Annotated in this window: 20 protein-coding genes and 1 pseudogene; 13 read left to right on the forward strand and 8 right to left on the reverse strand. The window is 69.7% G+C overall.

Translation table 11 applies throughout. The features are described 5' to 3' along the window. The 4 genes from VIP82_RS00795 to VIP82_RS00810 form a co-directional block, all read left to right on the forward strand. A partial coding sequence (locus tag VIP82_RS00795) for a phosphoglycerate kinase (protein ID WP_331905408.1) occupies positions 1–576 on the forward strand: 576 nt, incomplete at its 5' end. Continuing rightward, positions 567–1,358, forward strand: a complete 792-nt coding sequence (gene tpiA / locus VIP82_RS00800) for a triose-phosphate isomerase (RefSeq protein WP_331905409.1) — start codon at positions 567–569, stop codon at positions 1,356–1,358. The genes VIP82_RS00795 and tpiA, both read left to right, overlap by 10 nt. Positions 1,359–1,463: 105 nt before the next feature. Further along, on the forward strand, positions 1,464–1,712 hold the full coding sequence (gene secG / locus VIP82_RS00805) for a preprotein translocase subunit SecG (protein ID WP_194415674.1): 249 nt from the start codon (positions 1,464–1,466) through the stop codon (positions 1,710–1,712). Next, the gene (locus tag VIP82_RS00810; RefSeq protein WP_308867434.1) at positions 1,712–2,068 is read left to right on the forward strand and encodes an RNA polymerase-binding protein RbpA; all 357 of its coding nucleotides are present in this window, start codon (positions 1,712–1,714) and stop codon (positions 2,066–2,068) included. The genes secG and VIP82_RS00810 overlap by 1 nt, the downstream gene beginning before the upstream one ends. Before the next feature lie 81 nt (positions 2,069–2,149). Here VIP82_RS00810 and pgl read toward each other — a convergent pair whose 3' ends face one another. Genes pgl through tkt form a run of 6 tightly spaced genes read right to left on the reverse strand, consistent with a single transcriptional unit; the run spans position 2,150 to position 10,364 of the window. Further along, positions 2,150–2,929 (reverse strand): 6-phosphogluconolactonase, encoded by a 780-nt coding sequence (gene pgl / locus VIP82_RS00815; protein ID WP_331905410.1) that lies wholly within the window; start codon positions 2,927–2,929, stop codon positions 2,150–2,152. Positions 2,930–2,965: 36 nt separating this feature from the next. Next, positions 2,966–3,922 (reverse strand): glucose-6-phosphate dehydrogenase assembly protein OpcA, encoded by a 957-nt coding sequence (locus tag VIP82_RS00820; protein ID WP_331905411.1) that lies wholly within the window; start codon positions 3,920–3,922, stop codon positions 2,966–2,968. Next, positions 3,919–5,469 carry a glucose-6-phosphate dehydrogenase gene (zwf, locus tag VIP82_RS00825; RefSeq protein ID WP_308867431.1) on the reverse strand — a complete coding sequence of 517 codons (1,551 nt, stop codon included), beginning with the start codon at positions 5,467–5,469 and terminating at the stop codon, positions 3,919–3,921. Before zwf ends, VIP82_RS00820 begins: the two co-directional genes overlap by 4 nt. Before the next feature lie 15 nt (positions 5,470–5,484). Then, the gene (locus tag VIP82_RS00830) at positions 5,485–7,125 is read right to left on the reverse strand and encodes a phosphoglucose isomerase-related protein (RefSeq protein ID WP_331905412.1); all 1,641 of its coding nucleotides are present in this window, start codon (positions 7,123–7,125) and stop codon (positions 5,485–5,487) included. Next, entirely contained in the window at positions 7,122–8,243 is a 1,122-nt protein-coding gene (gene tal, locus VIP82_RS00835; RefSeq protein ID WP_331905413.1) for a transaldolase, read from the reverse strand. The genes VIP82_RS00830 and tal overlap by 4 nt, the downstream gene beginning before the upstream one ends. Positions 8,244–8,261: 18 nt before the next feature. Continuing rightward, on the reverse strand, positions 8,262–10,364 hold the full coding sequence (gene tkt / locus VIP82_RS00840; RefSeq protein ID WP_331905414.1) for a transketolase: 2,103 nt from the start codon (positions 10,362–10,364) through the stop codon (positions 8,262–8,264). Between the two features lie 337 nt (positions 10,365–10,701). Here tkt and VIP82_RS00845 point away from each other — a divergent pair, with 337 nt between their 5' ends. The 3 genes from VIP82_RS00845 to VIP82_RS00855 all read left to right on the forward strand — a co-directional run bounded on the left by VIP82_RS00845 (position 10,702) and on the right by VIP82_RS00855 (position 13,405). After that, positions 10,702–11,667, forward strand: a complete 966-nt coding sequence (locus tag VIP82_RS00845; RefSeq protein ID WP_331905415.1) for a heme o synthase — start codon at positions 10,702–10,704, stop codon at positions 11,665–11,667. A gap of 85 nt (positions 11,668–11,752) precedes the next feature. Continuing rightward, complete coding sequence (locus VIP82_RS00850; protein ID WP_331905416.1) at positions 11,753–12,106, forward strand: YciI family protein; 354 nt, start codon at positions 11,753–11,755, stop codon at positions 12,104–12,106. 3 nt (positions 12,107–12,109) lie between these two features. Then, positions 12,110–13,405 (forward strand): RNA polymerase sigma factor, encoded by a 1,296-nt coding sequence (locus tag VIP82_RS00855; protein WP_331905417.1) that lies wholly within the window; start codon positions 12,110–12,112, stop codon positions 13,403–13,405. Positions 13,406–13,472: 67 nt separating this feature from the next. Here VIP82_RS00855 and VIP82_RS00860 read toward each other — a convergent pair whose 3' ends face one another. Together VIP82_RS00860 and VIP82_RS00865 are read right to left on the reverse strand one after the other, a co-directional pair. Next, positions 13,473–13,868: a dinucleotide-utilizing enzyme gene (locus tag VIP82_RS00860; RefSeq protein ID WP_331905418.1), complete on the reverse strand. Its 396-nt coding sequence runs from the start codon at positions 13,866–13,868 to the stop codon at positions 13,473–13,475. Positions 13,869–13,962: 94 nt separating this feature from the next. Beyond that, on the reverse strand, positions 13,963–14,919 hold the full coding sequence (locus tag VIP82_RS00865; protein WP_331905419.1) for a COX15/CtaA family protein: 957 nt from the start codon (positions 14,917–14,919) through the stop codon (positions 13,963–13,965). Positions 14,920–15,177: 258 nt separating this feature from the next. On the opposite strand from VIP82_RS00865, the gene sufB reads away from it, so the two are divergent. From sufB to VIP82_RS00895, 6 genes and pseudogenes are all read left to right on the forward strand, one after another. Beyond that, positions 15,178–16,596 carry a Fe-S cluster assembly protein SufB gene (gene sufB, locus VIP82_RS00870; protein WP_331905420.1) on the forward strand — a complete coding sequence of 473 codons (1,419 nt, stop codon included), beginning with the start codon at positions 15,178–15,180 and terminating at the stop codon, positions 16,594–16,596. After that, positions 16,597–17,784 carry a Fe-S cluster assembly protein SufD gene (gene sufD / locus VIP82_RS00875; protein WP_331905421.1) on the forward strand — a complete coding sequence of 396 codons (1,188 nt, stop codon included), beginning with the start codon at positions 16,597–16,599 and terminating at the stop codon, positions 17,782–17,784. Beyond that, positions 17,781–18,110 carry a non-heme iron oxygenase ferredoxin subunit gene (locus VIP82_RS00880; RefSeq protein ID WP_331905422.1) on the forward strand — a complete coding sequence of 110 codons (330 nt, stop codon included), beginning with the start codon at positions 17,781–17,783 and terminating at the stop codon, positions 18,108–18,110. Before sufD ends, VIP82_RS00880 begins: the two co-directional genes overlap by 4 nt. Positions 18,111–18,125: 15 nt before the next feature. Further along, positions 18,126–18,920, forward strand: coding sequence for a Fe-S cluster assembly ATPase SufC (gene sufC, locus VIP82_RS00885; protein ID WP_331905423.1), 795 nt, complete (start codon positions 18,126–18,128; stop codon positions 18,918–18,920). Between the two features lie 9 nt (positions 18,921–18,929). Next, entirely contained in the window at positions 18,930–19,259 is a 330-nt protein-coding gene (locus tag VIP82_RS00890; RefSeq protein WP_331905424.1) for a metal-sulfur cluster assembly factor, read from the forward strand. Between the two features lie 96 nt (positions 19,260–19,355). Next, positions 19,356–19,491, forward strand: a pseudogene (locus VIP82_RS00895) (methyltransferase type 11); the annotation flags it as partial.

A 19,491-nucleotide genomic window follows, 5' to 3' on the forward strand; every position in this document is an offset into this window, starting at 1 on the left:
CTGCCGCGCGTCGACGCGCTGCTCATCGGTGGCGGCATGCTGTTCACCTTCCTCGCCGCACAAGGTCACAAGGTCGGTTCGAGCCTCCTCGAGGCCGACCAGATCGACACCGTGAAGCGCTACCTCGCCGACGCCGAGGAACGGGGCGTGACCATCGTGCTCCCGACCGACGTCGTCGTCGCGGCATCGTTCTCGGCCGAGGCCGAGCACGTGGTCGCGCCCGCCGACGCGATCGAGGAGACTCCGTTCGGCGCCTCGGGCCTGGGCCTCGACATCGGGCCCGACACGGCGGCCGCGTTCGCGGGATACATCCGCGACTCGCGCACCGTGTTCTGGAACGGCCCGATGGGCGTGTTCGAGCTCGCGCCGTTCGCAGCCGGCACCAAGGCCGTCGCACAGGCGCTCACCGAAGTCGACGGCCTGTCGGTCGTCGGTGGCGGCGACTCCGCCGCGGCGGTCCGCCAGCTCGGGTTCGCCGACGACGCCTTCGGTCACATCTCGACCGGCGGCGGCGCCAGCCTCGAGTTCCTCGAGGGCAAGAAGCTCCCCGGACTGGAGGTCCTCGGATGGCAGTAGCAGGTCGCACCCCGCTCATCGCTGGCAACTGGAAGATGAACCTCGACCACCTGCAGGCGGTCGCGTTCGTCCAGAAGCTGCACTGGACGCTCAAGGACGCGAAGCACGAGGACGGCTCGGTCGAGGTGGCGGTCTTCCCGCCCTTCACCGATCTCCGCACGGTGCAGACCCTCCTCGACGCCGACAAGATCCCGTTCGCCCTGGGCGCGCAGGACATCTCGTCGCACGACTCCGGCGCGTACACGGGCGAGGTGTCGGGTGCGTTCCTCGCGAAGCTCGACAACCGCTACGTGATCATCGGCCACTCCGAGCGTCGCGAGTACCACCACGAGGGCGACGACATCGTCGCCGCGAAGGTGCAGGCGGCGCTGAAGCACGGGCTGGTCCCCGTGATCTGCGTGGGCGAGACCGCGGACGACCTCGAGAAGCACGGTGCGAGCGCTGTGCCGGTGGGCCAGCTCCAGGCCGCGCTCCAAGGCGTGAAGGCGGATGCCGACATCGTCGTGGCGTACGAGCCGGTCTGGGCGATCGGATCCGGCCAGGCGGCGACGCCCGAGCAGGCGCAGGAGGTGTGCGCCAAGCTCCGCGAGGTCATCGCCGAGAAGCTCGGAGCGGATGCCGCGGCCCGCACGCGGGTTCTCTACGGCGGCTCGGTGAAGGCCGCGAACATCGCCAGCTTCATGCGCGAGCCCGATGTCGACGGTGCACTGGTGGGCGGTGCGAGCCTCGTCGTCGACGAGTTCGCCGCGATCATCCGCTACCAGAAGCACGTCGGCGTCTGACCTCTGACCGGTGGGCGGCGAGGATTCCTCGCCGCCCGCCGGCGTACACGTATACTTGACCCTTGTGCGATCGGCGAACGATCGCAGCGAAAGGCTTCAACGACTGTGCAGATCCTCGAGTTCGTCCTGCAGGTGCTTCTCGGCATCACGAGTCTCCTGCTGACCCTCCTCATCCTGCTCCACAAGGGGCGTGGTGGCGGCCTGTCCGACATGTTCGGCGGCGGCATGACCTCCGCCCTCGGCTCCTCGGGCCTCGCCGAGCGCAACCTCAACCGATTCACGGTGGTCCTCGCCCTGGTGTGGTTCGCATCGATCGTGGCGCTCGGCCTGATCACGAAGTTCCAGGCCATCTGATGGCTACCGGAGGCAACGCGATCCGCGGCACCCGCGTCGGTGCCGGTCCGATGGGCGAGCAGGACCACGGCTTCCACGCGGAGCGCATCGCCATCTCGTATTGGGACGCCCTGGGCAACGAGACGGTGCGCTACTTCGCGGCGGGCATCCCCGAGGAGGAGATCCCCGACACGATCGACTCGCCCCACTCGGGCCTGCCGGCCGGCCGCGACAAGGAGAATCCTCCCGCCGTCGCGAAGACCGAGCCGTACAAGACGCACCTCGCGTACGTGAAGGAGCGCCGCACCGAAGAGGAAGCAGAGACGCTCCTCGACGACGCGCTGAAGCAGCTCCGCGAGCGTCGCGGACAGGGCTGACGCGACACAGACAGTAGATAAGAGAAGAGCGGATGCCGAGGCATCCGCTCTTCTCGTATGTCCGGCGTCTGGCGCCCGGCGTCAGTACTCGCGGTCGATGAGCTCCGGCGGCACCTGGGCGGCGGCCGCCTGGTCGACGAAGAACGTCGTGCGCTTGCGGCCCTTCGCGCCGGCTGCGGGGACGCTCGCATAGCTGGCACCTGCCAGAGCGAGTCCCAGCGCTGCCGCCTTGTCGGCGCCTGACAGGACGAGCCACACCCGCTTCGAGCTGTTGATGACCGGACGGGTCATCGTGATCCGCTCCGGCGGAGGCTTGGGGGAGTCGCGCACCGCGACCACTGAGCGATCCGTGATCTGGATCTCGGCGCGGTCGGGGAAGAGCGACGCGATGTGCCCGTCCGGCCCGACTCCGAGGAAGCACACATCGAACGACGGCCACGCGCCTTCGGCGCCGGGGAAGCGGGCGAGCTCCTCGGCGTACGCGGCGGCGGCGGCATCCAGCTCCACGCCGTCGTCGCTGCCGAGCGTGGCGTGGATGTTCTCCGCCGGGATGTCCAGAGCGTCGAGGAACGCCTCACGCGCCTGGCGATCGTTGCGGTCGGCGTCGCCGAGGGGGACGAACCGCTCGTCGCTCCACCAGAAGTGGACGCGCGACCAGTCGATGCGGGCCGCGCGCGGACTGCGTCCTGCGGCGGCGAGCACCGCCGCGCCCATCGATCCGCCGGTGAGGGAGATGTGGGCGAGCTTGCCCTCGTCGACGCGCTTCGCGACCCGGCTCAGGAAACGCGGAGCGACGGAATCGACGAGCGCACCGGGATCGGGACTGATGATGACGCGTTTCTCGGCCCAGCCCTCAGGCATTCGTCTTCGTCCTGTCCGTCACCCGTGCACTGTCCATCAGGCCTGCGTCCCCTTCGTCGCCGGAGGCTCGAGCAGCTCCCAGCCCTCGGTGATGACTCGACCATACAGGACGTCCGGGTCGAGACGACGGAGCTCCTCGGCCAGGCACTCGCGCAGCGTCCGGCGTGGGAAAGCCAGGTCGTGCGTGGGCTGTCCGGGCTGGGTGAGGATCGCCACACCGGGCGTCGGGCGCTCCAGGAGCACCTCGCCGCTCGGACGCACCAGCGCGACGGACTTGATGCCGTGCGGCCACTCCTCGGCGTCGAGATACGCCCAGTCGACGGGCACGTCGAGGGTGAGGCGCAGCCAGGCCGCGAGGAGCGCGGTGGACGGCGAGTCGGACGCACCGCGCACCCGCACGCCGACGACCGGCTCGTACGGGGGCTGGTCGAGGATGGCGGCCAGCTGCTCGCGCCAGCGGGTCAGACGCGTCCACGCGAGGTCGGTGTCGCCGGGCGCGTACTGCTCGCCCAGGCCCGCGACCCACGCCGACGGGTCGGACTTGGTCGCGGCATCCGTGATCCGGCGCTGCGCGATGCGACCGATCGAGGTCTTCGAGATGTTGTCGGGCGTGCGGTTGGGCCACCACACCACGACGGGAGCGTCGGGCAGCAGCAGGCCCGTCACGAGGCTCTCGAGGTTCGAGTGACCGGCGTCGCCGAACGCCCGCAGGGTGACGACCTCGCTCGCACCGGCGTCGCCGCCCACGCGGATCTGGGCGTCCAGGCGCGGTTCGGCGTCGTAGCCGTCGGGGATCAGCAGCACGATGACGCGCATCGGATGCTCGCGCGACGCGTCGTTGGCGGCCTCGATGACCTCTTCGACCGCGGCCTCCCGGGTGAGGATGACGAGGGTCAGCACGCGGCCGAGCGCGACCGCGCCGCCCTCCTCGCGCACGTTGACGAGCGCACGAGAGATCTTGCTGACGGTGGTGTCGGGCAGATCGACGATCACGGGCGCCTCCAGGTCCTTCCGTCGCGGGCGAGCATCTCGTCCGCGGAGTCCGGGCCCCACGACCCGGGTGAGTACTGTTCGAGCGGACCGCCCTGGGCGTCCCAGAACCGCTCGATCGGGTCGAGGATCTTCCACGACAGCTCGACCTCTTCATGCCGCGGGAACAGCGGCGGGTCGCCGAGCAGCACGTCGAGGATGAGGCGCTCGTAGGCCTCGGGGCTCGCCTCGGTGAAGGCGTGGCCGTAGCCGAAGTCCATCGTGACGTCGCGCACCTGGGCGCCCGCGCCGGGCACCTTCGAGCCGAACCGGATCGTCACGCCCTCGTCGGGCTGCACACGGATCACCAGGGCGTTCTGGCCCTGACCCGACGTCTGGCTGCGCGAGAACAGCAGCTCGGGGGCGCGCTTGAAGACCACGGCGATCTCGGTGACGCGGCGGCCCAGGCGCTTGCCGGTGCGGAGGTAGAACGGCACACCCGCCCAGCGACGCGTGTTCACCTCGAGGGTGACGGCGGCGTACGTCTCGGTCGTCGAGTGAGGGTTCATGCCGTCCTCTTCGAGGAAGCCGAGCACCTTCTCACCGCCCTGCCAGCCGCCCGCGTACTGACCGCGCGCCGTCGAGCGGGCGAGGTCCTCCGGCAGGGTGACGGCGGCGAGCACCTTCTCCTTCTCGGCGCGGAGGTCCTTCGCGTCGAACGAGATGGGCTCCTCCATGGCCGTGAGCGCCATCAGCTGCAGCAGGTGGTTCTGGATGACGTCTCGTGCCGCGCCGACACCGTCGTAGTAGCCCGCGCGGCCGCCCACGCCGATGTCTTCCGCCATCGTGATCTGCACGTGGTCGACGTAGTTGCGGTTCCAGATCGGCTCATACAGCTCGTTGGCGAAGCGGAGGGCCAGGATGTTCTGGACAGTCTCCTTGCCGAGGTAGTGGTCGATGCGGAAGATCGAGTCCGTCGGGAACGCCGAGCGCAGCACGTCGTTGAGCGCACGCGCCGACTCCTGGTCGTGCCCGAACGGCTTCTCGATGACGACACGACGCCACCGGTCGGGCTGGTCGGCGGTGTCGTCCACGAGACCCGACGACTTCAGCTGCTCCGCCACCAGCGGGAACGCCTTCGGCGGGATCGACAGGTAGAACGCGTGGTTGCCCATCGTGCCGCGATCGGTGTCGAGCCTGTCGACGGTGTCTTTCAGGCGACGGAACGCGTCCGGGTCGTCGAACTCGCCCGACACGAAGCGGATGCCCTGCAGCAGCTGCTGCCAGGTCTCATCGCGGAACTCGGTGCGCGCGTACTGGCGCACCGCGTCGTAGACGACCTGGGCGAAGTCCTGGTCTGCCCAGTCGCGGCGCGCGAAGCCGACGAGCGCGAAGCCCGGAGGCAGCAGACCGCGGTTCGCCAGGTCGTAGACGGCGGGCATGAGCTTCTTGCGGGAGAGGTCTCCCGTGACGCCGAAGATGACGAGCGCGCTCGGACCGGCGATGCGGTTGAGGCGGCGGTCTTCGGGGTCGCGCAACGGGTTGTGCCCGCGCGAGATCTCGACGGTCATGTGGGGCTCGAACTCCTACTGGGCCGCTTCGAAGAGCGAGAGCACTTCGATCTGGGGATCGGTGAGGGTCAGGGTCACGACAGGTCGGCCGTGGCCATCGGCGAGAACGGCCGCGTCTCCCGCGGCCTGCGCCTGGATGAGCTGGCCGAAGGTGAACGGCCGGCCCGGGATCTCGAGGTCGACATCGGTCTGCTCGAGGATCTGGAGGAACACGCCGTTCGCGGGGCCGCCCTTGTGGTACTGCCCGGTCGAATGCAGGAACCGGGGTCCCCAGCCGAACGTGGTGGGACGCCCCGAGTCCGCGGCGACGAGTTCGCGCAGGCCCGCGAGCTGCGACAGCTCGAGCCGGTTCACGTACGCCTGGATGGCGACGTAGCCGTCGTCCGGCAGACGTGCCCACAGCGCGTCGAGCACGCCGGCGACGGTTCCGGATGCCGCGAGAGCTGGGTCGGAGACCCGCACCTCGACGCCCTCCACGGCGAACGCCGGAGCAGTCGGCTCGGGACGCGCGTCGAGGAGGCCGCGCGCGGCCACCTTGGCGGACTCGACATCGGGCTGGTCGAAGGGATTGATGCCCAGCATCCGTCCCGCGATCGCCGTGGCGTACTCCCAGACGACGAACTGCGCGCCCAGCGAGCCGCTCACGAGCAGCTCGCCCTCGTGGTGCTCGAAGAGGTGGAACTGCTTGGCCTCGTCGACGAGGCGCACGATCTGCAGGTCCGCCGGCTTCGTGTCGACCTCGGGGGAGACCGGGAGCAGGACGACGGGCAGGATGCCGGTGCCGTCCTTGCCGGTCGACTCGGCGACGAGCTGCTCGATCCAGTCCGGCAGGCCGACGATGTGCGTGCCGTCGGTGATGAGGCCCAGCTTGTCCTTGCGGGACGCTGCGCCGTCGACCTCTCGGCCGCCCGCGATCGCCGCGGCCAGCACGAGCGCCGGGTTGTCGGGGCTGTCGATCGACACCTCGAGCAGCGTCGCCTCCGCCTCGTCGAGGAGCTCGGAGATGTCGGCACCGGCGAGACCCGCCGGCACGAGCCCGAACGCGGTGAGGGCCGAGTACCGGCCGCCGACCGTCGGGTCGGCGTTGAAGACCGTGTACCCGTCTGCGCGCGCCTCCTGATGCAGCGGCGAGCCGGGATCGGTCACGACGACGATCCGTTCGGCGGGATCGATCCCGAGGTCGCGGAACGCCGCCTCGAACGCCCGCTTGGCGGAATCGGTCTCGACGGTCGACCCTGACTTCGACGACACGACGAGCGCCGTGCGCGTGAGGTCGCCGGCCTGCGCGTCGCCGTCGATCGCGGCGAGCACCTGGCCCGGGGCCGTGGAGTCGAGGATCACCAGGGGCACGCCCGAGGTCTGCGCGATGACCTCCGGAGCGAGCGACGAGCCGCCCATTCCCGCGAGCACGATCCGCGTGACGTTCCGCGAGCGCAGCCGCTCGCGGAGAGCCAGGATCTCGGCGACCAGGGGCCGCGAGACACTGACGGCCTCGACCCAGCCCAGGCGTCGTGACGCCTCGTCCTCGGCCGCGGGACCCCACAGGGACGCGTCGCCGCCGGTGATGCCCGATGCCACGAAGCTCGAGACGAGCTCGGGCAGCGTGGCCTCCACGACGGACTTGACGTGTCCGCTGAGGTGGATGTCGAAGCTCATCGGGTGGCCTGGAGCGCGTCCTCGAGCGCCGTCTTCACGGTGCCCTGCAGGTCGTGCCAGGAGGCGATGAACTTGTCGACCCCTTCGTCTTCGAGCACCTGGGTGACGTCCGCGAAGTCCACACCGACGACGGCGAGACGGTCGAAGACCTCGTGTGCGGCGGCGTAGGTGCCCGTGACGGCGTCACCGGCGATCTGGCCGTGGTCGAAGGTCGCCTCGAGCGTCTTCTCGGGCATCGTGTTGACGGTGCCGGGGGCGACCAGCTCGGTCACGTAGAGGGTGTCGGGCAGGGACGGGTCCTTGACGCCGGTCGACGCCCACAGCGGCCGCTGGAGGTGCGCGCCGGCATCCGTCAGCGCCTTCGCGCGGTCGGTCGCGAACGCCTGCTCGAACAGCTCGTACGCGAGCCGGGCGTTGGCGACGCCGGCGAGCGACTTGAGCGCCGTGGCCTCGTCGGTGCCGATGGCGACGAGCCGCTTGTCGACCTCGGTGTCCACGCGCGAGACGAAGAACGACGCGACCGAGTGGATCTTCGAGATGTCGTGGCCGTTCGCCTGCGCCTGCTCGAGCCCCGCCAGGTAGGCGTCGATGACCTCGGAGTAGCGCTCCAGGCTGAAGATCAGCGTGACGTTGACCGAGATGCCTTCGGCCAGCACAGCCGTGATGGCGGGAAGACCGGCCTTCGTCGCGGGGATCTTGATGTGCACGTTGGGGCGGTCGACCGTGGCCCACAGCTCCTTGGCCTGGGCGATCGTCGCCGCGGTGTCGTGAGCGAGGTCGGGGGAGACCTCGATCGACACGCGGCCGTCGACGCCGTCGGTCGAGTCGTAGACCGGACGGAAGATGTCGGCCGCGTCGCGCACGTCGTCGGTCGTCGCGGCGAAGATCGCATCGTCGACCGACGCGCCGGCCGCTGCGAGCTCCGAGATCTGCGTGGCGTACGAGTGCCCGCCGCCGCCGATCGCGCCCTGGAAGATCGTCGGGTTCGTCGTGACGCCGCTGACGTTGCGCGTCGAGATGAGCTCGGTCAGATTGCCCGACGTGATGCGCTCGCGCGACAGGTCGTCGAGCCAGATGCTCACGCCGTCGGCGACCAGCTTCTCAGTGGGGGTGCTCATGCTGCCTTCTCCTCGTGCTTAAACGTCGCTCGCGGCCGCGAGAGTCTCGCGGGCGGCCTCGACGACGTGCTCGGCGGTGATGCCGAACTTCTGGAACAGGGTCTTGTAATCGGCCGACGCGCCGAAGTGGTCGATCGCCACGGAGCGACCGGCGTCGCCGACGATGCCGCGCCAGGTGAGTGCGGAGCCGGCCTCGACCGACACGCGCGCCTTCACCGCGGCTGGCAGGACCTTCTCGCGGTACGCGGCGTCCTGCTCGTCGAACCACTCCAGTGACGGGGCCGACACCACGCGGGCGTTCACGCCCTCGGCGGCGAGCGTCTCGCGGGCGGAGACGGCGAGCTGCACCTCGGAGCCGGTCGCGATGAGGATCACGTCGGGCGTGCCGCTCGGCGCCTCGGCGAGGATGTACGCGCCCTTGGCGACGCCGTCCGTCGACGCGAAGACGTCGCCCTCGGCCTCGCCCTGGCCCCGCTCGAACACCGGGATGTTCTGGCGGGTCAGCGCGATGCCGATGGGCCCGCCCTGGCGACGAACGATCTCGAACCAGGCGGCCGAGGTCTCGTTCGCGTCCGCGGGACGCACCACGGTGAAGTTCGGGATGGCGCGCAGGGTCGCGAGCTGCTCGACCGGCTGGTGGGTGGGGCCGTCCTCGCCGAGCGCGACGGAGTCGTGCGTCCAGACGAAGATCGACGGGATGTCCATCAGCGCGGCCAGGCGCACCGAGGGGCGCATGTAGTCGCTGAAGATCAGGAACGTGCCGCCGAAGGGGCGCGTCGGGCCGTGCAGCTTGATGCCGTTGACGATGGCGCCCATCGCGTGCTCGCGGATGCCGAAGTGCAGCACCCGGCCGTACGGGTCGCCCGACCACTCGTGCGTCGACCACTCGGCCGGGATGAACGACTTCGCGTCCTTGATCGTGGTGAGGTTCGACTCGGCGAGGTCGGCCGAGCCGCCCCACAGCTCCGGCAGCTCGGCGGCCAGGGCGTTGATCACGATGCCCGACGCGGCGCGCGTGGAGACGTCCTTGCCCGCTTCGAACGAGGGGAGGGCGGCAGCCACGTCTGCGGGCAGCTCGCCGGCCTCGAGGCGGTCGAACAGCGCCTTGCGCTCGGGGTTCGCCGCCGCCCAGGCGTCGAACGACTCCTGCCAGGCAGCGCGCTCCTCGGCGGCGCGGTCCTTGAGGGAGCGCGTGTGCGCGAGGACGTCCTCGGCGACGACGAAGGACTGCTCGGGGTCGAAGCCGAGCACCTTCTTCGTCGCGGCGAGCTCGTCGCCGCCCAGCGCGGAGCCGTGGATCTTGCCGGTGTTCTGCTTGCCGGGAGACGGCCAGCCGATGATCGTGCGGAGGATGATGAGGGACGGCTTGGACGTCTCGCCCTGCGCCGCCTCGATCGCGGCGAACAGCTCCGCGACGTCCTCGACGTACTCGCCCGTCTTCTTCCAGTCCACGACCTGCACCTGCCAGCCGTAGGCCTCGTAGCGCTTCGCGACATCCTCGGTGAAGGCGACGTTGGTGTCGTCCTCGATCGAGATCTGGTTCGAGTCGTAGATGGCGATGAGGTTGCCGAGGGCCTGGTGGCCGGCGAGCGACGAGGCCTCGGAGGTGATGCCCTCCTGCAGGTCGCCGTCGCCGGCGATCACGTAGATGTGGTGGTCGAAGGGCGACGTGCCGGCGGCGGCGTCCGGATCGAACAGGCCGCGCTCGTAGCGGGCGGCGTACGCGAAGCCGACGGCCGACGCGAGGCCCTGGCCGAGCGGGCCGGTCGTGATCTCGACGCCCTTGGTGTGGCCGTACTCCGGGTGTCCCGGCGTGAGCGAGCCCCACGTGCGCAGCGCCTTCAGGTCGTCGAGCTCGAGCCCGAACCCGCCGAGGTAGAGCTGCACGTACTGCGTGAGCGAGGAGTGCCCGGCCGACAGGATGAATCGGTCGCGGCCGACCCAGTGGGTGTCGGCGGGGTCGTGACGCAGCACGCGCTGGTAGAGCAGGTACGCCGCCGGCGCCAGGCTCATCGCGGTGCCGGGGTGGCCGTTGCCGACCTTCTCCACAGCATCCGCAGCCAGGACGCGAGCAGTGTCCACCGCGCGCCGATCGATCTCATCCCAACGCAGTTCCGACACCGGGCCGCCTTTCTCGAGGAGGTGCGCCCAGAATGTGGCCGGCTCGCGGCCCTTGTCCGGATGGATAAGGGGGAATCGGCGACGGGCGCGCGTGTTTCTCAGCATAGCGAAGGGGTAGACCGCCCAGGCCATGCGAGACGTGTATGTGACGCAGTCTTGCGAAGGGCTGTGCGCCGTCCATGACATCCCGGTGTCGCAGGCGTCACGTTCTGCTCACCTGTGACCGGGCCGCGTTGTGATGCGCCGGCCCCGAGCGAAGGCGGTCGCCCCGGCGCGGGGCGCGACACGCCGATGCCCTAGACTTGGGGCGAATCTGCAGGCGGCGATTGCGGGGGTCATGGACAGCACGAAGACGGCCGGGGCTGCGGCGGAGTCCGCACGCGCGGGCGTGGGGACCATCGACACACCCCGCCGACCTCGGCAGAGCTTCGGCCGCACCGTCCGCGCCTATGTCGCGCTGATGAAGCCGCGCGTGCTCGAGCTGCTGCTGGTCACGACGGTCCCGGTGATGATCCTCGCGGAAGGCGGCTTCCCGGACGTCTGGCTGGTCGTCGCCACCGTCGTCGGCGGCACGGCGAGCGCCGGCTCGGCCGCCGCGTTCAACATGTACCTCGATCGCGACATCGACGCTCACATGCAGCGCACGGTGAACCGGCCGCTGGTCACGGGCGAGGTCTCGCCCCGCGGTGCGCTGATCTTCGCCTGGTCACTCGCGGTGTTCTCGACGGTGTGGCTGTGGCTCACCACGAACTGGCTGGCTGCGACGCTGTCGGCGGCCGCCATCTTCTTCTACGTCGTGATCTACACGATGATCCTCAAGCGCCGCACCGAGCAGAACATCGTGTGGGGCGGCATCGCCGGGTGCTTCCCGGTGGTCATCGGCTGGACGGCCGTCACCGGCTCGCTGGCGTGGCCGCCGGTGATCCTGTTCGCGCTCGTGTTCCTCTGGACGCCGCCGCACTACTGGCCGCTGTCGATGAAGTACAAGGAGCAGTACGAGGGCGTCCAGGTGCCGATGCTCGGCGCCACGCGAGGCGGCTCGCAGGTCGGCCTGCAGGTCATCCTCTACGCGTGGGCCACCGTCGTGTGCTCCCTGCTGCTGATCCCGGTCGCCGGCATGGGGCTCGTCTACACGGTGTCGGCGCTCGTCTTCGGCGGTTGGTTCATCTACGAGTCGCACGTGCTCTACAACCGGGCGGTGCGGGGCACCGAGCCGCGCCCGATGCGTGTGTTCCACGCCTCGATCACGTACCTGACCCTGCTCTTCGTCGCGATCGCCGTCGACCCGCTGCTGCCGTTCTGATCCGTCAGCCCTGTCGATTCCGGCGGGGGCTCGTTCGTCGGATGAATGAGGGGCACAATGCCTCTCGACGGCGAAGGAGGACGGCATGGCGCAGTATCTGATCCTGATCTACGGCGATGAGGCGCAGTGGGACGCCCGCAGCGACGACGAGATGCGGGCGGTCGACGCCGGTCACGGCGCGTTCCGCGAACGCGGAGGCTCGGCGATCATCGCGTCGGGCGAACTCGAGTCGAGTCGCATGGCGACCACCCTGCGCGCCGGTGGGGAGCGGCCGCTCGTGACGGACGGCCCCTTCCTCGAAACCAAGGAGGTCCTCGGCGGGTTCTACCTCGTCGACGTGCCCGACCTCGACGCGGCGCTCGGCCTGGCCGGGCTGCTGCATGAGACCTCTGAGGACCACGGCGGCGTGCAGGTGCATCCGCTGGTCGATCACTCCTGAACGATGGCGCCCACGTCTCCTCCGCCCGGCGCCGGTGCGACGAGCGGAGCCTCCGGCAGCGAGGGCTCAGTCGGATCCTCGACGGTTCCTGCACTCCAGGTCGGCGCCGCCCTCGCCGACGCCCACCGTGCCGAGTGGGCGGCGGTCGTCGCGGCGACCGCGCGGCTCACCGGCGACCTCGACCTCGCCGAGGAGTGCGCCCAGGAGGCGTTCGCACGGGCGGTCGATCTGTGGCCGACGCGCGGCATCCCGGATCGTCCGGGCGCGTGGCTGACGACGGTCGCCGCCAACCGCGCGAGAGACGTGTTGCGGCGGGACGCTGCGCTGCGGCGCCGGCTGCCGCTGCTCGTCCGGGAGGACGTGACGGACGACGGTGGGTCGTGGCACTCGGACGATCGGCTGCGGCTGATCTTCACCTGCTGCCACCCCGCCCTGGCACGCGGGGCGCAGGTCGCGCTCACACTGCGTCTGGTGTGCGGTGTGTCGACCGCCGACATCGCAGCGGCCTTCCTCGTGGGCGAGTCCGCGATGGCGGCGCGGGTGACGCGCGCGAAACGCAAGATCGCCACGGCACGGATCCCCTTCCGCGTGCCCGATGCGTGGGAGCTCCCCGAGCGCGTCGGGGTGGTGTGCGATGTGCTCTACATCGTCTTCACCGTCGGGCACGCGCCGCCCTCGGGGGACGCCGTCGTCCGGGCGGACCTGGTGGAGGAGGCCATCGCGCTCACCCGCATGCTGCGCGGACTGCTGCCGGCAGATCGCTCGGTGGGAGGGCTGCTCGCGCTCATGCTGCTGATCGACGCCCGACGCGACACGCGCGACGAGCTGCTCGCCGACCAGGACCGCTCGCGGTGGGACCGGGCGCTCATCGACGAAGGGCTCGCCCTGCTCGGGGCGGCCTCGGCCGGAGCGGTCGACCGCTACGCCATCTCGGCCGCGATCGCCGCCGTGCACGCGCAGGCGCCGACATGGGCCGACACCGACTGGACGCGGATCGCCGACCTCTACCGGCTGCTCGCTCAGGCGTGGCAGAGCCCCGTGGTCGCTCTCAACAGCGCTGTCGCAGTCGGCATGCGTGACGGACCTGCGGCGGGGCTGGCGGCCGTCGATGCCGTCGCCGCCGATCCTGCGCTCGTGCGGTACCCGTATCTCCCCGCGGCGCGGGCGGCGTTCCTCATGGAGCTCGGCCGCTGGGCCGAGGCGGCCGACGCCTACGCCGAAGCCGCCCGGCTCTCCGGGAGCGAGGCAGAGCGGCAGCGGCTGCGGGCGCAGATCGCGCGGGCGCGGTCGCTGGCCTGACGGCCTGGGGCCACGGAGACGACGAAGCCGCAGGGAGTACGAGACTCCCTGCGGCTCCGGCGTCGTGTCAGCGGGAGGCGACGGGCGCGTCGACCTCGGCGTCGGCGGCCGGCTCAGCGGCCTCGGTGCTCTCGGGGGCGGCGTCGATGCTCTCCGCCTCCGAGTCCCAGTCGATGGGCTCGACGACCTCGAGCTGCGCGTGCGGGCGCAGCGTCGAGAGGGCGGCGATGCCGAGCGCGAGGAGGATGCCGACGATGCCGGCGCCGATGAGGATCCCGCCGAGCTGGGCGATGGACTGGCCGACGTAGACGTCGACGCCGGTCGCGGTGCCGTCGGTGAGGGTCGTCGTCATCGAGGCGATCTTGTCGGTGGTGATGAACCAGCCGCCGGCGACGGTCGCCAGCGAGACGACGACGAGGCCCCAGAACGGGATGCTGCGGATGAGACGGGGACGGGTGGACATGTGTCGATCACTCCTCGGGATGCGCGACCCGTGGTGGCCGCGGCATCCCACCCTCGCAAAGGAGTCCGTGCGACGCCAATCGGGTTGCTATGGATCAGCTGTGGACGGCCTCGCGCGCGGGCGCCTTCAGATGCATGACGACGGCCGTCATCGCGGCGACGAGCCCGACGGCGAGCACCATGTGGATGTTGACGAGAACGATCGGCAGCCCGGTGCGCGCCTGCCAGAGTCCGACGACGATCTGCACGAGTTCGATTCCGAGGAGGAGGAGCGTCCACAGGCGCAGGCGCAGTGCCGGGGGAGTGCGCCACGAGCCGGCCACGAGCACCAGGGTGAGCGCGAATGTGATGTAGCCCGGGCACGCGTGGATGTGCTGCATCAGCTCCGGGTTGAGCCCGTTGCGCGCGGCGCCGCCGTCGCCGGCGTGGGGGCCGGAGCCGGTAACGAGGATGCCGACCACGACCGTGAGGAGGACGAACGCGGTCGTGACATGGGTCACGGCCGCGTACCAGCGGGGCACGGCGAGCACGCGCGGGCCCGGCTCGGCGTACACGCGCACCACGAGCACCGCCGACAGCGCCACCAGCAGCACCGAGGCGAAGTAGTGCAGGCCCACGACGTAGGGGTTGAGATTCGTCAGGACCGTGATGCCGCCGATGACGGCCTGCAGCGGCACGTAGAGGCCGATCAGCAGCGAGAGCCAGAAGAGGTCGCGGCGCTGGCGGCGCATGCGGACGACGAAGAGGAACATGATGATCGCGACGGCGACCAGCACGAAGGTCAGCAGGCGGTTGCCGAACTCGATGAAGCCGTGCACCCCCGAGATCTCGGGGACGGGGACGAACGAGTCCTCGTTGCACCGCGGCCAGGTGTCGCAGCCGAGGCCGGAGCCGGTGAGGCGGACGAGGCCGCCGGTGCCGACGATGCCGATCTGCACCACCAGCGTCGCCCACGCCGCCGCGATCACGCGGCGGTCGACCCGATCCGGAAGCCACAGCCAGAAGCGCTGCCGGATTCCCGGTGCCGTCGTGGTGGACTGTTGCGCGGACATGCTGGTCGTCGCCTCCTGGCAGAGGCTCCGGATGCCGCGCGTGACGTACGGGGCGCGTCCGCGTCGGGGTGGAACCTGTAGAATCGAGGGGTCGGTAGCGGTGCAGTTCCCAGCACCGCGCACCACTGACAGTCTAGGCGCGATGATCGGCGCCGCTTGAGAGGGCCCGAGAAGCGGCATCCCCCCTCCGGTATCTCCACCGGAGAACACGGATGCCGGGGCGGATCACACCGCTAGGACCCGGAGGAGAACGTGACGATGTCTGATGTGCTGATCGATCGCCCGGAGCTGGACAGCCTGGGTATCTACGAGTTCGGGTGGCATGATGCCGACGCTGCGGGCGCCGTGGCGAAGCGAGGCATCGACGAGTCCGTGGTGCGTGGCATCTCGGCGCTCAAGAGCGAGCCCGAATGGATGCTCAAGACCCGGTTGAAGGGCTATCAGCTCTTCGGCCGCAAGCCGATGCCGACCTGGGGCGCCGACCTCAGCGAGATCGACTTCGACAACATCAAGTACTTCGTGCGCTCCACCGAGAAGCAGGCGGGGTCGTGGGAAGAGCTTCCCGAGGACATCCGCAACACGTACGAGAAGCTCGGCATCCCCGAGGCGGAGCGCCAGCGCCTGGTCGCAGGCGTCGCGGCCCAGTACGAGTCCGAGGTCGTGTACCACCAGATCCGCGAGGACCTCGAGGCGCAGGGCGTCATCTTCATGGACACCGACACCGCGCTGCGCGAGCACCCCGAGTTCTTCGAGGAGTACTTCGGCACGGTGATCCCGGCCGGCGACAACAAGTTCGCGGCGCTCAACACGGCGGTGTGGTCGGGCGGGTCGTTCGTCTACGTGCCGCCGGGCGTGCACGTCGAGATCCCGCTGCAGGCGTACTTCCGCATCAACACCGAGAACATGGGCCAGTTCGAGCGGACGCTCATCATCGCCGACGAGGGCTCGTACGTGCACTACATCGAGGGCTGCACGGCCCCGATCTACAAGAGCGACTCGCTGCACTCGGCCGTGGTCGAGATCATCGTGAAGAAGAACGCCCGTGTGCGCTACACGACGATCCAGAACTGGTCGAACAACGTCTACAACCTCGTCACCAAGCGCGCCGTGGCGCACGAGGGCGCGACGATGGAGTGGATCGACGGCAACATCGGCTCCAAGGTCACCATGAAGTACCCGTCGATCTTCCTGATGGGCGAGCACGCCAAGGGCGAGACCCTGTCGGTCGCCTTCGCCGGTCCCGGTCAGCACCAGGACGCCGGCGCGAAGATGATCCACATGGCGCCGTACACGCAGTCGTCGATCGTTTCCAAGTCGATCGCCCGTGGCGGCGGCCGCGCCGGCTACCGCGGCGAGGTCCGCGTGGACGCGAACGCGCACCACTCGGCGAACACGGTGCGCTGCGACGCGCTGCTGGTCGACACGATCTCGCGCTCCGACACGTACCCGGCGATCGACATCCGCGTCGACGACGTGCAGCTCGGCCACGAGGCGACGGTCTCGAAGGTCAGCGAGGAGCAGCTCTTCTACCTCATGAGCCGCGGAATGCCGGAGGACGAGGCCATGGCGATGATCGTGCGCGGCTTCATCGAGCCGATCGCCCGCGAGCTGCCCATGGAGTACGCGCTCGAACTCAACAAGCTCATCGAGATGGGCATGGAAGGATCCGTCGGCTAGATGAGCCCCACCACTGAGGCCCCCACCATTCCCGGCGCGAAGGGCCACACCGATGGCGCCGGCGCGTTCGTGCCGGTTCAGACTCGCTCCGAGCGTCCCTGGTCATTCGACCCCGCCGACTTCGAAGTGCCCACCGGCCGCGAGGTCAACTGGAAGCACACGCCGACTGCCAAGGTCCAGCCGCTGTTCGTCGACGAGGCCGGACCCCACGGCGTCATCGAGGTCGACGTCGATGCGCCGGCCGGTCTCGTGCAGGAGCGCCTGACCATCGGAACCGCCCCTCGCGGCGAGGTGTTCCGCCCCGAGGATCTGCCGAGCGCGATCGCCTGGAAGCAGGAGACCGAGGCCCCGCTGCTGCGGATTCCCGCCGGCGCCGAGTACACCGAGCCGATCGTCGTGTCGTTGACCGGCACCGGCGGCCTGGCGCACGCCCACGTCGTGGTCGAGGCGCAGGCCAACTCGCACGCCACCGTCGTGTTCCGCCACACCGGCACCGCCCAGCACGCGCAGAACGTCGAGATCATCGTGCGCGAAGGCGCACACCTCGAGCTCGTGACCGTGCAGCGGTGGGACGACGATGCCGTGCACGTCGCCTCCCACCAGGCCCGCGTCGAGCGGGACGCGACCCTCCGCCACGTCGTCGTCAGCTTCGGCGGCGGCGTCGTGCGTGTGAACCCCACCGTGGAGCTCGCCGGCACGGGCTCGCGCGCCGAGCTGTACGGCCTCAGCTACGCCGACTCGGGGCAGCACCTCGAGAGCCAGGTGTACCTGCACCACAAGGGCGCCGAGACCTCGGGCGACGTGCTGTACAAGAGCGCGCTGCAGGGCGCGGCGGCGCGCACGGTGTGGATCGGCGACGTCCTCATCGGACCGGATGCGGTGAGCACCGACTCCTACGAGGCCAACCGCAACCTCGTCCTGACCGAAGGCGCGCGCGCCGAGTCGATCCCCAACCTGGAGATCGAGACGGGCGACATCCGCGGCGCGGGCCACGCGAGCGCCACCGGCCGCTTCGACGACGAGCAGCTGTTCTACCTGCAGGCGCGCGGCATCGCCGAGGAGGAGGCACGACGGCTCGTCGTGCTCGGCTTCCTCGCCGAGATCGTGCAGAAGATCGGTGTCGCAGACCTCGAGGCGGAGCTGTTCGCCGCGATCGAGGAAGAACTCGCCAAGGAGGCCGGCCGATGACCGCGCAGCGCGTGTGCGCCCTCAGCGACCTCGTCCAGGACGAGGCCCGCCGTGTCGAGGTGGACGGTGTCGCGATCGCCCTGGTGATGGATTCCAGCGGCGAGGTCCATGCCATCGGCGACGTCTGCACCCACGGCGACATCTCATTGTCCGAGGGCTTCGTCGACGGCGAGTCGCTCGAGTGCTGGGCTCATGGCTCGGCGTTCTCGCTGCGCACCGGTAAGCCCCTCAATCTGCCCGCGTACGAGCCGGTCCCCGTGTTCGCGGTCACCGTCGACGGCGACGACGTGCTCGTCGACGCCACCGTCACGCTCGAAGTGAACTGAAGAAGGTACTGAAGAATGTCTGTTCTCGAGATCCGCGACCTCCATGTGACGGTCGAGACGGATGCCGGCACCACGCCGATCCTCAACGGTCTGTCGCTCACGATCCGCACGGGTGAGACCCACGCGATCATGGGCCCCAACGGCTCGGGCAAGTCGACGCTCGCCTACACGATCGCCGGCCACCCGAAGTACACCGTCACCAGCGGCTCGATCACGCTCGACGGCGAGGACGTCCTCGCGATGTCGGTCGACGAGCGGGCACGCGCCGGCCTGTTCCTGGCGATGCAGTACCCGGTCGAGATCCCGGGCGTGACCGTCACGAACTTCCTCCGCACGGCGAAGACCGCGATCGACGGCGAGGCGCCCTCGATCCGCACGTGGACGAAGGACGTCAAGGCGTCGATGAAGAACCTGCGCATGGACCCCAAGTTCGCGCAGCGCAACGTCAACGAGGGCTTCTCGGGCGGCGAGAAGAAGCGCCACGAGATCCTCCAGCTGGAGCTCCTGCGGCCGCAGATCGCCGTGCTCGACGAGACCGACTCCGGTCTCGACGTCGACGCGCTGAAGATCGTCTCGGAGGGTGTCAACCGCGCCAAGGCCGACAACGACCTCGGTGTGCTGCTCATCACGCACTACACCCGCATCCTGCGGTACATCCACCCCGACTTCGTGCACGTCATGGTGCAGGGGCGCATCGTCGAGGAGGGCGGTCCCGAGCTGGCCGACCGGCTCGAGGACGAGGGCTACGACCGTTTCCTGCCCGCGGGCGAAGAGGAGCCCGCCGAGGCTCCCGTCGCCAGCGAAGCGTAGGATCGACCTATGACGGCGACCCTCACTTCCGAGAAGTACGACGAGGTGACCGAGGCTCTCAAGGACGTCATGGACCCGGAGCTCGGGATCAATGTCGTCGACCTCGGCCTCATCTACGACCTCGCGTGGGACGACGAGAACGACGCGCTGGTCATCCACATGACCCTCACGTCGGCCGGCTGCCCGCTCACGGACGTGCTCGAGGAGCAGACCGCACAGGCGCTCGACGACATCGTCGAGCGGTTCCGCATCAACTGGGTGTGGATGCCGCCGTGGGGTCCGGAGAAGATCACCGACGACGGCCGCGACATGATGCGCGCGCTCGGCTTCGCGATCTGAGGAGCACCGCCTCACAACGAACACAGAACGGCCCGTCTCCCGAGGGAGGCGGGCCGTTCGTCGTCGCAGTAGGCTCGCACCATGGGCACTGAATTCATGAATCCCGACGCAGATCGCAGCGAAATCGCTCCGCGCGAGCGGTACATCCACGGGCACCACGAGAGTGTCCTGCGCTCCCACTCCTGGCGCACGGTCTTGAATTCCGCCGCCTACCTGCTGCCGCACCTCGCCG

The organism is Microbacterium sp. (genome assembly GCF_036566905.1).
Classification (GTDB): domain Bacteria; phylum Actinomycetota; class Actinomycetes; order Actinomycetales; family Microbacteriaceae; genus Microbacterium.

Excerpts from the sequence above, each read along its gene's own strand:
- tpiA (WP_331905409.1), top strand. The coding sequence starts at position 567 with ATGGCAGTAGCAGGTCGCACCCCGCTCATCGCTGGCAACTGGAAGATG.
- VIP82_RS00810 (WP_308867434.1), top strand. The coding sequence starts at position 1,712 with ATGGCTACCGGAGGCAACGCGATCCGCGGCACCCGCGTCGGTGCCGGT.
- pgl (WP_331905410.1), bottom strand. The coding sequence starts at position 2,929 with ATGCCTGAGGGCTGGGCCGAGAAACGCGTCATCATCAGTCCCGATCCC.
- zwf (WP_308867431.1), bottom strand. The coding sequence starts at position 5,469 with ATGACCGTCGAGATCTCGCGCGGGCACAACCCGTTGCGCGACCCCGAA.
- VIP82_RS00830 (WP_331905412.1), bottom strand. The coding sequence starts at position 7,125 with ATGAGCTTCGACATCCACCTCAGCGGACACGTCAAGTCCGTCGTGGAG.
- tal (WP_331905413.1), bottom strand. The coding sequence starts at position 8,243 with ATGAGCACCCCCACTGAGAAGCTGGTCGCCGACGGCGTGAGCATCTGG.
- VIP82_RS00845 (WP_331905415.1), top strand. The coding sequence starts at position 10,702 with ATGGACAGCACGAAGACGGCCGGGGCTGCGGCGGAGTCCGCACGCGCG.
- VIP82_RS00850 (WP_331905416.1), top strand. The coding sequence starts at position 11,753 with ATGGCGCAGTATCTGATCCTGATCTACGGCGATGAGGCGCAGTGGGAC.
- VIP82_RS00855 (WP_331905417.1), top strand. The coding sequence starts at position 12,110 with ATGGCGCCCACGTCTCCTCCGCCCGGCGCCGGTGCGACGAGCGGAGCC.
- VIP82_RS00860 (WP_331905418.1), bottom strand. The coding sequence starts at position 13,868 with ATGTCCACCCGTCCCCGTCTCATCCGCAGCATCCCGTTCTGGGGCCTC.
- VIP82_RS00865 (WP_331905419.1), bottom strand. The coding sequence starts at position 14,919 with ATGTCCGCGCAACAGTCCACCACGACGGCACCGGGAATCCGGCAGCGC.
- sufB (WP_331905420.1), top strand. The coding sequence starts at position 15,178 with ATGTCTGATGTGCTGATCGATCGCCCGGAGCTGGACAGCCTGGGTATC.
- sufD (WP_331905421.1), top strand. The coding sequence starts at position 16,597 with ATGAGCCCCACCACTGAGGCCCCCACCATTCCCGGCGCGAAGGGCCAC.
- VIP82_RS00880 (WP_331905422.1), top strand. The coding sequence starts at position 17,781 with ATGACCGCGCAGCGCGTGTGCGCCCTCAGCGACCTCGTCCAGGACGAG.
- sufC (WP_331905423.1), top strand. The coding sequence starts at position 18,126 with ATGTCTGTTCTCGAGATCCGCGACCTCCATGTGACGGTCGAGACGGAT.
- VIP82_RS00890 (WP_331905424.1), top strand. The coding sequence starts at position 18,930 with ATGACGGCGACCCTCACTTCCGAGAAGTACGACGAGGTGACCGAGGCT.